The sequence below is a fragment of the Pseudomonas karstica genome, assembly GCF_009707515.1.
Taxonomy (GTDB): domain Bacteria; phylum Pseudomonadota; class Gammaproteobacteria; order Pseudomonadales; family Pseudomonadaceae; genus Aquipseudomonas; species Aquipseudomonas karstica.
This window is the reverse complement of record NZ_WLYI01000019.1, coordinates 75,149-87,321: the sequence shown is the minus strand read 5'-3', so window position 1 is coordinate 87,321 and position 12,173 is coordinate 75,149. Positions and strand designations below refer to the sequence as shown.

The window sequence follows — 12,173 nt, the reverse complement described above, 5'->3', positions numbered from 1 at the left end:
CTGAAGGTCCTGCGGCCCTTAGCGGCTACGGGTTGGCTGTTTTTCCGGGCCTGAGCACCAGCCACAGTGCCCCTGCAATCAACGCTGCGCCGTACAGATGAGCCATGGACAGCGGTTCATCCAGCAGCAATGCCCCCCACAACACGCCGAACGGCGGAATCATGAAAGTGACGGTCATCGACTTCACCGGCCCAATGGATGACAGCAAGCGGAAGTACAGGATGTAGGCAAAAGCTGTGCACACCAGCCCCAATCCCAGCAATGACAGCCACACCTGCCAACCACCCCAACTGGCTGGCGGCTGGCTGATTGCGCTCCAGGCAAACCAGGGCAACAGGAACAACGTGGCACCCAGCATGCTGCCCAAGGCTGACAGGCGACTGTCGAGGCCACCCCGTTGATCAAGCCAGCGCCTGGCCAGGAACCCGGCGAAACCGTAGCAAGTGGTCGCCAGCAAGCAGGCCAGGGCTCCCATCAACAGTTGCATGTCGAACGCCATAGGGCCGGCGCGGGTCAGGATGCCGACGCCGAATAGTCCCAGGCAGACACCGATGACCTTGGACGGCGTCAGGCGCTCGCTGAAAAACAGCCCGCCAATCAGTACCCCCATCAACGGCGTCGTCGCATTGAATATCGCTGAATAACCGGCCGGTAATACCTGGGCGGCCACTGAATACATGGTCGCGGGAATCCCCGAGTTGATCACCCCCAGCAGCAGGACGGTCTTGAACTTGCCCTGGAAGTTCCAGCGTATCCGCATCATCGCCAGGATCACCAACAGGCCGGTGGCGGCAATCGACACCCGGAAGAATGCCGTGGGGATCGTGCCGATCTCAGGCGCGATGATCCGCATGAACAGAAAGCTCGCGCCCCAGATAGCGGCCAGCACCAGCAGGTGCAAGGTGTCGACAGGTCTCACGGAATACTCCTATTTGAACGGAATGGGAGTGTTGCCTACCGAGCAGACTGAAACAATTGCTAATCCATTAATCACAGAACAAATCGGATCGCCAGGCCAGTGGGGCCGCTGCCAGTTGCGACAGACCCGGAATGAGCAACACCGGCTTCAAAATGACCTTCTCCTGTCCTCCTGTACTGGCTAAGCTCAGGTCTTCCAAGTGCCCGCAGAGGTTTCCCTTATGCCGCAGCAAACGCCCGCCCTCGACATTGCACAGATGATCCTCGACGGCTTCGACGATTACCGCGAGCATTTCCGCCAGATCACTGACGGCGCCAGGGAGCGTTTCGAAAAGGCCCAGTGGCAGTTGGGACAGGCGGCGTCGGCGGCGCGTATCAACCTCTACGAGGAAAAAGTCAGCGAGGTTATCGCACGTCTGCGGGCCAGCTTCGAGGAGGCGTCACTGCTCGACATCGCCGCGTGGCCGTTGGTGAAAAACGCCTACATCAGCCTGATCGACCTGCGCTTTGATGATGAGCTGTCCGAGACCTGGTACAACTCGACCTTTTGCGGGCTGTTCAGCCATGACCTGATCAGCGACGGCTGCATGTTCATCCACACCACCCGGCCGAGCCTGCGTCGAGCCCGAGCCGCGCAAACCCGCACCTACAAGCCCCAAGGCAAATTGCCCGGCATGCTTGAGCAGGTGTTTGCCGATTACAGCTTCAGTGAACCCTATGCCGATTTGCCGGCGGACCTGCGTCGCCTGGAAACGCAGTTGCGCGAGAACCTGCCGGACTGGGTGTGCAAGGACCCGGAACTTAACGTCGAGCTGTTTTCCTCGGTGCTTTATCGCAACAAAGGGGCGTACCTGGTCGGGCGCATCTACACGCGGGACGAGCAGTGGCCGCTGGTGATTCCGTTGTTACACCTCGAGGGGCGGGGTATCCAGATCGACGCCCTGATCACCGACGAAGCCGATGTGTCGATCATCTTCTCGTTCACGCGCTCTTATTTCATGGTGGACGTGCCGGTACCCGCGGAATTTATCGGCTTCCTCAAACGTATTCTGCCGGGCAAGCACATTGCTGAGCTCTATACCTCCATCGGCTTCTACAAACACGGCAAGTCCGAGTTCTACCGTGCCCTGATCAACCACCTGGCCACCACCGACGACCAGTTCATCATGGCGCCGGGCGTGCGTGGCATGGTCATGAGCGTGTTTACCCTGCCGGGCTTCAATACCGTGTTCAAGATCATCAAGGACCGTTTCTCTCCGTCGAAAAACGTCAGCCGCGCCACGGTGATCGAGAAGTACCGCCTGGTGAAAAGCGTCGACCGCGTCGGGCGCATGGCCGATACCCAGGAGTTCGCCGACTTCCGCTTCCCCTTGAGCAAGTTCGAGCCGGAATGCCTGGCCGAACTGCTCGAAGTGGCGGCCGGCACCGTCGAAGTCGAAGGCGATAGCGTACTGATCCGCCACTGCTGGACCGAGCGGCGGATGACCCCGCTCAACCTTTATCTGGAAAACGCCAATGAGGCTCAGGTACGCGAAGCCCTGGAAGACTACGGCCTGGCAATCAAGCAATTGGCAGCGGCTAACATCTTCCCTGGCGACATGCTGCTGAAGAACTTCGGCGTCACCCGTCACGGGCGCGTGGTGTTTTATGACTACGACGAAATCTGTTTCCTGACCGAAGCCAACTTCCGTCACATCCCGCTCCCGCGCACCCCGGAAGATGAAATGGCCTCGGAGCCCTGGTATTCCATCGGGCCATTGGATGTGTTCCCCGAAGAGTTTCCACCGTTCCTGTTTGCCGACGCCGCCCAGCGCCGATTGTTTGATCAGTTGCACGGCGAGTTGTACAACGCCGACTACTGGAAAGGCCTGCAAGAAGCGATTCGGGCAGGGAAGGTGATCGATGTATTCCCGTATCGGCGTAAAGTGCAGCTATAGCTGAAGCTTCACGCCTCAAGCCAAAAGCCAATCCGCGTTTACTTGCCGCTTGAAGCTTGCCGCTTGCCGCTGCTTTTCTGCCACAATCGCCCCCCTGCATAAATAGACGACCTTTACGTACCTGATGACTGACCAAGCGCCCGCTATCGACCAACTGCTGAAAAACCTCGATCACGCCATGCTCGCCGACCGCCACCGGTTGCGTCGGCAGTTGCTTGAGCTGCGCAAGAAGCCCGATGAAGACAAGCTGGCGCAGTGGGTGGCACGCATGCAGGCTTCCTGCGCCCAGGTCACGGCGCGGCGTGCCAGCCTGCCACTGATTCGTTACGACGACAGCCTGCCGATTGCGGCCAAGCGTGATGAGATCAAGGACGCACTGCTCAAGCATCAGGTGTTGATCATTGCCGGTGAGACCGGGTCGGGCAAAACCACCCAGTTGCCGAAAATCTGCCTGGAAATTGGTCGTGGCCAATACGGCCTGATCGGTCATACCCAGCCACGGCGGATTGCCGCACGCAGTGTGGCGAGCCGGGTCGCGGAGGAATTGGCCACGCCGCTGGGGGCGCTGGTGGGCTATCAGGTGCGGTTCGAGGATCAGAGCGATTCCAACACCCTGATAAAACTGATGACTGACGGCATCCTGCTGGCAGAAACCCAGAATGACCGCTACCTCGAGCGCTACGACACGATCATCGTCGACGAAGCCCACGAACGCAGCCTTAATATCGACTTCCTGCTGGGCTACCTGAAAACCCTGCTGCCACGTCGTCCGGACCTGAAAGTCATCATTACCTCGGCCACTATCGACCTGGAGCGGTTTTCCAAGCACTTCAACGATGCGCCGATTGTCGAGGTGTCCGGTCGGACCTTCCCGGTGGAAACCTGGTACCGCCCGCTGACCCTGGAGCAGGATGAGGAGGGCAACCGCGTTGAGGACGACTTGACCGTGGACCAGGCGATCCTCGCCACCCTCGATGAAATCGCCGCGTTTGAGCGCAGCGAACGTCGCAGCCCCGGGGATGTGCTGGTGTTTCTACCCGGTGAGCGGGAGATTCGCGACGCTGCCGATATGTTGCGCAAGGCCCAGCTCAAGCACACTGAAATCCTGCCGCTGTACGCACGGTTGTCGCCGGCCGAACAGCAGCGGATTTTCCAGTCGCACCCAGGCAGGCGCGTGGTACTGGCGACCAACGTTGCGGAAACGTCGCTGACGGTGCCGGGCATTCGCTACGTGATCGACAGCGGCACCGCGCGTATCAGCCGCTATAGCTATCGCGCCAAGGTCCAGCGCTTGCCGATCGAAGCGATCTCCCAGGCCAGCGCCAACCAGCGTAAAGGCCGTTGCGGGCGGGTCGAGCCGGGCATCTGCGTGCGGCTGTTCAGCGAAGAGGATTTTATCGGGCGCCCGGAATTTACCGACCCGGAAATCCTGCGCACCAACCTTGCCGCTGTGATCCTGCAGATGCTGCACCTGCGCCTGGGCGAAATCACCGATTTCCCGTTTATCGAACCGCCGGACGGCAAGGCCATCAGTGATGGTTTCAACCTGCTGCAAGAGCTGTCGGCAGTGGACCGTAACAGCCAGTTGACCCCATTGGGCCGGCAACTGGCGCGTTTGCCGGTGGACCCGCGCATGGGCCGCATGCTGCTGGAAGCGGCCAAGCTCGGCAGCTTGCAGGAAGTGTTGATTGTGGCCAGCGCCATGTCGATCCAGGACCCGCGCGAGCGCCCGCCGGAGCGCCAGCAAGCCGCTGACCAGGCTCATGCGCAATGGAAAGACCCAGACTCGGACTTCGCCGGGTTGGTGAATCTATGGCGTGGTTTTGAAGAACAGCGCCAGGCATTGACCGCCAGCCCACTACGCAACTGGTGCCGCAAGAACTTCCTCAACTACCTGCGCCTGCGCGAGTGGCGCGACTCCCATCGCCAGTTGAGCCTGATCTGCCGTGACATGCAGTTGACCGTCAACAAAGAACCGGCGGACTTCCCAAAACTGCACAAAGCGGTGCTGTCCGGCTTGTTGAGCCAGATCGGCCAGAAGACCGAAGACGGTGACTACCTGGGCGCGCGTCAGCGGCGCTTCTGGATTCACCCTTCGTCGGGCATCGGCAAGAAGCGCCCGCAATGGTTGATGGCCGCCGAACTGGTGGAAACCACCAAGCTCTACGCGCGGATGGTGGCCAAGATCGACGCCGACTGGATCGAGCCGTTGGCTGGGCACCTGATCAAGAAAAACCACTTCGAGCCTCATTGGGAGAAGAAGCGCGGCCAGGTCGTTGCCTTTGAACAGATCACGCTGTTCGGGTTAATCATTGTTGGTCGCCGGCCAGTGCATTATGGGCCGATTGATCCGGTCACCTCCCGCGAGCTATTTATCCGTGAAGGCCTGGTGCGGGGCGAAATTCAGTCCCGGGCCAAGTGCCTGGCGGCTAATACGCTGCTGCTGGAGCAGCTCGACGAACTGGAAGCCAAGGCGCGCCGGCGCGACATCCTGGCGGACGAAGAAACGTTGTTCGCCTTCTACGACGCGCGCCTGCCGGCGGAGATTCATCAGACGGCGACTTTCGACAGCTGGTACAAGATCAACAGCCAGAAAGATCCGCAATTGTTGATCATGCGAGAGGAAGACGTGCTGGCCCGCGAAGCCAGTGAAGTCACCGCCGCGCATTACCCGGACACCTTGCACCTGGGCGATCTGGCCCTGGCCTTGAGTTATCACTTCGAACCCAACCACCCCCGCGATGGCGTGACCTTGCGCGTGCCGGCACCGCTGTTACCGGCATTGCCTGCCGAACGCCTGGAGTGGCTGGTACCGGGGGTGATCGAGGCGAAGTGCATTGCCCTGGTGCGCAACTTGCCCAAGGCCCTGCGCAAGAACTTCGTACCGGTACCGGACTTCGTCAAGGCGGCGCTGCAGCGTATCGAGTTCGCCGAGGGCTCGTTGCCTCAGGCGCTGGGGCGCGAGTTGTTGCGCATGACCGGAGCGCGGGTCAGTGATGAAGCCTGGGCCGAAGCTGCCCAACAGGTGGAAAACCACCTGAAGATGAATCTCGAAGTGGTCGATGGCCAGGGCAAGTTCCTGGGTGAGGGCCGTGACCTGGCCGAGTTGACGGCGCGTTTTGCCGAAGCCAGCCAGGCGGCTTTGGCCGTGCCGCAGACCGCGAAAAGCCAGCAGCCGGTGGAGGCCAAGGTTTTCGCCGCCGTGGCCGAGAAAACCCAACAGAAGATTGCCGGGTTATCGATGACGGTCTACCCGGCGTTAGTGGAAGAAAACGGCACGGTCAAGGAAGGGCGTTTCTCCACCGCCGCCGAAGCCGAGTTCCAGCACCGCCGAGCCTTGCAACGGTTGCTGATGCAACAACTGGCCGAGCCGGCAAAGTTCCTGCGGAGCAAGTTGCCGGGCCTGACCGAGTTGGGGCTGATGTACCGCGAGCTGGGGCGTATCGATGCTCTGGTGGAAGATATTCTGTTGGCCAGTCTCGACAGCTGTGTCCTGGAAGGTGAAGACAGCCTGCCTCGGGATGGTGCCGGCCTGGCTGCCCTGGCCGAGCGCAAGCGGGGCAGTTGGACCGAACACGCCGAACGCCTGGCGCGTTTGACCCTTGAGGTGCTGAAACTGTGGCACGGTCTGCAAAAACGCTTCAAAGGCAAGATTGACCTGGCCCAGGCTGTGGCGCTCAATGATATCAAGCAGCAACTGAGCAACCTGGTGTACCCGGGCTTTGTGCGCGAGACTCCAGCCCAGTGGTTCAAGGAGTTGCCGCGTTTTCTCAAGGCCATCGAGTTGCGCCTGGAGAAACTGCCGAGCCAGGTACAGAAGGACCGAGTCTGGAGTACCGAGTTGGGCGGGCTATGGAGCCAGTACCAGGCTCGCCTGAACAAGCACGCCCAGGAAGGCAAGCGCGACCCTCAGCTTGAACTCTATCGCTGGTGGTTGGAGGAGTACCGAGTGTCATTGTTTGCTCAGCAATTGGGTACCAAGGTGCCGATTTCCGACAAGCGTTTAAGCAAGCAGTGGAGCCAGGTGGAGGCGTGACCACACTCCGGGGATGGAGACGCTTTGCAAATGGCGCTAAAACCCCGGCTTTATGGCAAACTTCGCGCTTATAAATGCCGGGATCGTCGACATAAGGCTGTGCAGCCACGGCGCGATGGAATAAAGCGTTTCCAGTTTGATATCCGCCGGACGGAGTTAAACTACTTACGGCTTGGTACGACGGTACCAATGCCATCTGTCTGAACAGATTTAGAGGAACGACCGTGCATAACGTCGTCATCAGCGGCACAGGCCTGTACACCCCGGCCAACAGCATCTCCAACGAAGAGCTGGTGCAGTCTTTCAATACTTACGTGCAACAGTTCAACCTGGACAACGCCGCAGCCATCGAGCGCGGTGAGGTGCAGGCACTGACTGAATCCAGCGCCGCTTTTATCGAAAAGGCCTCGGGTATCAAGAGCCGGTTTGTCATGGACAAGGCTGGCATTCTTGACCCCCAGCGCATGACGCCGCGCCTGCCCGAGCGTTCCAACGACGAGTGGTCGATCCTCTGCCAGATGGCTGCCGGTGCCGCCGAGCAAGCCTTGCAGCGTGCCGGCAAGACTGCCGCCGACATCGACGCGGTGATCGTTGCCTGCTCCAACCTGCAACGGGCCTATCCGGCCATTGCCATCGAAGTCCAGGAAGCATTGGGCATCCAGGGTTTTGGCTTCGACATGAACGTGGCCTGTTCCTCGGCGACCTTCGGCATCCAGGCCGCCTGCAACAGCATCCAGCTGGGCCAGGCCCGGGCGATCCTGGTGGTCAGCCCGGAAGTCTGTACCGGTCACCTGAACTTCCGCGACCGTGACAGCCACTTCATCTTCGGTGATGCGGCCACGGCGGTGGTGCTTGAGCGGGCCGACCTGGCCACCTCCAAGTATCAGTTCGACGTGGTCAGCACCAAGTTGCTGACCACGTTCTCCAATAACATCCGCAACAATTTCGGTTTCCTCAACCGTGCGGCGCAAGAGGGAGTCGGTGCGCCGGACAAGTTGTTCGTGCAAGAGGGCCGCAAAGTCTTCCGTGATGTCTGCCCGATGGTCGCCGAATTGATCGGTGTGCACCTGGCGGAAAATCAGTTGAATGTGGCCGACGTAAAACGTTTCTGGCTGCACCAGGCCAACCTGAGCATGAACCACCTGATCGTCAAGAAACTGCTGGGCCGCGAGGCCACGGAGGAAGAAGCACCGGTGATTCTCGATACTTACGCCAATACCAGTTCGGCCGGATCGGTGATTGCGTTTCACACCTACCAGGATGACTTGCCCGGCGGTGCCGTGGCAGTGCTCAGCTCGTTTGGTGCGGGCTATTCGATTGGTAGCGTGATTTTGCGCAAGCGCTGATTGAACTGGCTGGCGATGGTTTATTGAGCCTGTTCCTATCTTGATATGTAAGTGTTATTACCGAGGTCTTGAATGGCAGCAGCGGACGACTCGTACCTGCTTGAACGACTGCTCAAGGGTGAGCAGATGGCCTACAAGGAATTGGTCAACACCTACCAGAGCGCCATGCGCGCTGTCGCTTATGCCATTGTTGGCCAGCGCCACGTCGATGAAGTGGTGCAGGATGCGTGGCTCTCGGTGGTGCGCAGCCTGGGGAAATTCGAGGGGCGTTCCAGCCTCAAGACCTGGCTGCTGACCATCACGGCCAACGCTGCAAAGGGCCGTTACAAGCAGAATCGGCGGGAAGTCCTGCTGGATGACTTGCCGGCACCCCATGGAACCATCGGTGATGATCGTTTTGTGCCGGATGATGGCCATTGGCTGATCGCACCCTTTGCCTGGCACCAGGACACGCCTGAGGCGTTGCTTACCGAGAATGAATTGCGCGAGTGCCTGGAGCACACGTTGTTGAGCCTGTCCGAGTTGCAAAGCAGCGTGTTGCTGCTGCGCGAACGCCAGGGACTGGAATTGGAAGAAATCTGTAATCTTCTGACGCTTTCGCTCTCCAATGTTCGTGTGCTGTTACATCGGGCACGGCTTAAAGTCTTCGCCACAGTTGAGCATTTTGAGGAGACCGGCGAATGTTGACCTGTAAAGAACAAGTGGCACGTTCCAGTGACTATCTCGATGGGCAATTGACCTTTCGCGAGCGTCTGCTGATGCGTCATCACTTGATGTTCTGCCCCAGGTGCCGGCGCTTTATCCGCCAGATGCGCTTGCTGCAAGCCACCTTGCGGATCATGCCCGAACCGCCTGTGCCGGGTGTCGACGAGTTGGCTGAACGCTTGGCCACGGAGCGCTTCCGAGCTTCCTCATAACTGGCAATTTTCACAATGTTACCCAAGCCCGCGCTGATTGCAGATGTGGGCTTTTTTTTGCCAAAAAATCGGTTAAGCAAAAAGTATTTCAGTTCTGACAGGGTTTTTACACTTTATTTCACCTGCCATTTTTAGCGATTTTTTGGGTGAGACGCTTACGGGGCGTGGCGTGGAGCTTATTTCCAGTCGCTATAAGAAAGTTCCCGTGTAACAAAATCTTTATATTGCAGCAACCCGGCTGAAATATCTGATCTCCAAGATCCCCACCCAACACCAGCGGGCATGATCCGTGTGTTTTGCCAATATACAAGACCATCAATTAGGGGAATTCTTCGATGATCCGTAAGCACTTCGCCGGTTTCGCGGCCAGCGCTCTGGCCCTGGCTGTTACCGCCCAGGCTTTCGCAGGTACTGTCACTACTGACGGCGCCGATATCGTAGTCAAAACCAAGGGCGGCCTTGAGGTTGCTACTACCGACCAAAACTTCAGCTTTAAGCTGGGTGGTCGCTTGCAGGCCGATTACGGCACATTTGACGGGTTCTACACCAAGAACGGTGAGTCGGCCGACGCCACTTACTTCCGTCGCGCTTACCTGGAACTGGGCGGCACCCTGTACAAGGATTTCAAATACCAGCTCAGCTACGATTTCGCTCACAACTCCGGTAACTCCGACGACGGCTACTTCGATGAAGCGTCCATGTCCTATGTGGGCTTCAAGCCGGTCACCATCCGTGTCGGCCGTTTCGATGCGGACTTCGGCCTGGAAAAAGCCACCAGCTCCAAGTGGGTCACTGCCATCGAGCGTAACTCGGCTTACGAACTGGCCGACTGGGCCAACTCCCACGAAAACGGTATGGGCATCCAGGTCAGCTCGGTAGTGGCTGACATGGCTTACTTGTCCGCCAGCGTTGCCTCCAAGGACATCAACGACAAGGACGGCAAAGGCGTGAAGCAATTCAACGGCCGTGCCGTTTTCGCGCCGATGCATGAAACCGGCAACGTCTTGCACGTGGGTCTGGATGTTGCAGTACGTGACCTGAAAGACACTGCCTTCGACTCTCGCATCCGTCCTCGCCTCGGCGCTCGTGGCGTATCGACTGCGGGCGGTAATGACGCCGGCTCCAATGGCAACCGTGCCACCTTCGGCGGCGGCGTGGGCCTGGATTCCAGCAACCTGACCAGCACCGACGCTTACGACACCGATACCGTATTCGGCGGCGAATTCGCCTTTGCCACCGGTCCGCTGTCCCTGCAGGCTGAATACCTGAGCCGCAAGATGAAGGCTGACAGCAGCGCCTACCAAGACGTGAAAGCCACTGGTTACTATGGCCAAGTGGCTTACACCCTGACCGGCGAGTCCCGCGTCTACAAACTCGACGGTGCCAAGTTTGACACCATCAAGCCCGAGAACAAGCAGTTCGGCGCGTGGGAAGTGTTCTATCGCTACGACAACATCAGCGTTGACGACAAGAACGTCGTTCGCAACAGCGCTACCCGCGAAACCGGCGACGCCGAGGCCAGCCTGAACACCATCGGTGTCAACTGGTACGCCAACGAGTCCGTCCGGGTTTCGGCCAACTACGTCAAGGTCAGCACTGACAAGGTCAAGAACGCCAATGGCGATGACAGCGGTGACAACTTTGTAGCTCGCGTGCAATACGTGTTCTAAGCAACCTGCAAGGCCGCTTCAAAGCGCTCTTCGTTCATCCGTTAAAGCGCCCCTCGTTCACTTGCCCCGCCGTTTGGCGGGTTTTTTTTTGGGTTGCGCAAAGTGTGGCGAAACCTGAGGCCGCGCGTTCTGGCAGAATACGAACGTTATCGTCCACCACTATCGTGGCAACGTCGCCCGGAGCAAGCTCGCTCCTGCATCAGTGGTCATCGTCGGGGAAGCGGATGCCGTTACAACGTTTGAATAACCTGTCCGAAATTGCCGCCGATGAGTGGAACGCCCTGGTCCCTCTCGATCAGCCTTTTCTACGCCACGCCTTCCTCAGCGCCCTGGAGGACAGCGCCAGCCTTGGCCCACAGTCTGGTTGGCAGCCTGAACACCTGCTGCACTATGAAGGCGGGCGCCTGGTCGCCGCGTTGCCCAGTTACCGTAAATGGCACTCCTATGGCGAATACGTGTTCGACCATGGTTGGGCGGATGCTTGCGAGCGTGCAGGCATCGATTACTACCCGAAACTGTTGACGGCCGTCCCCTTCAGTCCGGTCAGTGGGCCACGGCTGCTGGCAGCCAATGCCGCGGACGGCTTCGAGTTGCTCAAGAGTTTGCCCGGTTACCTGGAAATCGAAGGTCTTTCCAGCGCCCATATCAACTTCACTGATGCCCTGGCCAACGACGCCCTGGCTCAGCAACCGGGATGGTTACAGCGCTTGGGTTGCCAGTTTCATTGGCAGAACCGCGGTTACCGAGACTTCCAGGATTTTCTCGACGCCTTGAGTTCGCGCAAGCGCAAGCAAATACGCAAGGAGCGTGAACAGGTGGCGGGGCAGGGCATCGACTTTGAGTGGTTGCAAGGCAATGAGCTGAGCGAGGCGCAGTGGGATTTTGTCTATGCCTGCTACGCCAACACCTACGCTGTGCGTCGGCAATCTCCGTACCTGACCCGGAATTTTTTCAGCCTGCTGGCCGAGCGCATGCCGCAAGCCATTCGCGTGGTGCTGGCCAAGCAAGGCTCACGAGCGGTGGCCATGGCGTTCAGCCTGATCGGCGGCGACAGTTTTTATGGACGTTACTGGGGCTGCCTGGCGGAGTTCGACCGCCTGCATTTCGAGACGTGCTTCTATCAAGGCATGGATTACGCCATCGCCCACGACCTGCAACGTTTTGATGCCGGTGCCCAGGGCGAGCACAAGCTGATTCGCGGGTTCGAGCCGGTCATCACCCATTCCTGGCATTACCTGCGCCACCCTGGGTTAAAGACGGCAGTCGCTGATTTTCTGGAGAGGGAGCGGGTGGGTATTCTGGCGTATGCCGAGGACGCGAGAACAGCCCTGCCTTATCGGCAGGGCTGA

The 12,173-nt window shown here is 59.1% G+C and carries 8 protein-coding genes; 7 read left to right on the top strand and 1 reads right to left on the bottom strand.

Annotation, left to right across the window (positions count from 1 at the left end; genetic code table 11):
• Positions 1-25 precede the first annotated feature (25 nt).
• Entirely contained in the window at positions 26-919 is an 894-nt protein-coding gene (locus tag GIR22_RS15115) for an EamA family transporter (protein ID WP_178122268.1), read from the bottom strand.
• Between the two features lie 220 nt (positions 920-1,139).
• Between GIR22_RS15115 and aceK the strand changes: the two genes are divergently transcribed.
• The 7 genes from aceK to GIR22_RS15080 all read left to right on the top strand — a co-directional run bounded on the left by aceK (position 1,140) and on the right by GIR22_RS15080 (position 12,173).
• Complete coding sequence (gene aceK, locus GIR22_RS15110; protein ID WP_154744114.1) at positions 1,140-2,855, top strand: bifunctional isocitrate dehydrogenase kinase/phosphatase; 1,716 nt, start codon at positions 1,140-1,142, stop codon at positions 2,853-2,855.
• A gap of 124 nt (positions 2,856-2,979) precedes the next feature.
• Positions 2,980-6,891 (top strand): ATP-dependent RNA helicase HrpA, encoded by a 3,912-nt coding sequence (gene hrpA / locus GIR22_RS15105; RefSeq protein WP_154744113.1) that lies wholly within the window; start codon positions 2,980-2,982, stop codon positions 6,889-6,891.
• Between the two features lie 224 nt (positions 6,892-7,115).
• Positions 7,116-8,237: a beta-ketoacyl-ACP synthase III gene (locus GIR22_RS15100; protein WP_178122267.1), complete on the top strand. Its 1,122-nt coding sequence runs from the start codon at positions 7,116-7,118 to the stop codon at positions 8,235-8,237.
• A 72-nt stretch (positions 8,238-8,309) separates the two neighbouring features.
• Positions 8,310-8,924 carry an RNA polymerase sigma factor gene (locus GIR22_RS15095; protein ID WP_154744111.1) on the top strand — a complete coding sequence of 205 codons (615 nt, stop codon included), beginning with the start codon at positions 8,310-8,312 and terminating at the stop codon, positions 8,922-8,924.
• Entirely contained in the window at positions 8,918-9,154 is a 237-nt protein-coding gene (locus GIR22_RS15090) for an anti-sigma factor family protein (RefSeq protein WP_154744110.1), read from the top strand. The genes GIR22_RS15095 and GIR22_RS15090 overlap by 7 nt, the downstream gene beginning before the upstream one ends.
• 335 nt (positions 9,155-9,489) lie before the next feature.
• A complete protein-coding gene (locus GIR22_RS15085) occupies positions 9,490-10,824 on the top strand; it encodes an OprO/OprP family phosphate-selective porin (protein WP_154744109.1) in 1,335 nt (444 codons plus the stop codon).
• Between the two features lie 224 nt (positions 10,825-11,048).
• Positions 11,049-12,173, top strand: coding sequence for a GNAT family N-acetyltransferase (locus GIR22_RS15080; RefSeq protein ID WP_154744108.1), 1,125 nt, complete (start codon positions 11,049-11,051; stop codon positions 12,171-12,173).

Coding starts and splice junctions, on each gene's coding strand:
- aceK (WP_154744114.1), top strand. CDS start 1,140: ATGCCGCAGCAAACGCCCGCCCTCGACATTGCACAGATGATCCTCGAC.
- hrpA (WP_154744113.1), top strand. CDS start 2,980: ATGACTGACCAAGCGCCCGCTATCGACCAACTGCTGAAAAACCTCGAT.
- GIR22_RS15095 (WP_154744111.1), top strand. CDS start 8,310: ATGGCAGCAGCGGACGACTCGTACCTGCTTGAACGACTGCTCAAGGGT.
- GIR22_RS15090 (WP_154744110.1), top strand. CDS start 8,918: ATGTTGACCTGTAAAGAACAAGTGGCACGTTCCAGTGACTATCTCGAT.
- GIR22_RS15085 (WP_154744109.1), top strand. CDS start 9,490: ATGATCCGTAAGCACTTCGCCGGTTTCGCGGCCAGCGCTCTGGCCCTG.
- GIR22_RS15080 (WP_154744108.1), top strand. CDS start 11,049: ATGCCGTTACAACGTTTGAATAACCTGTCCGAAATTGCCGCCGATGAG.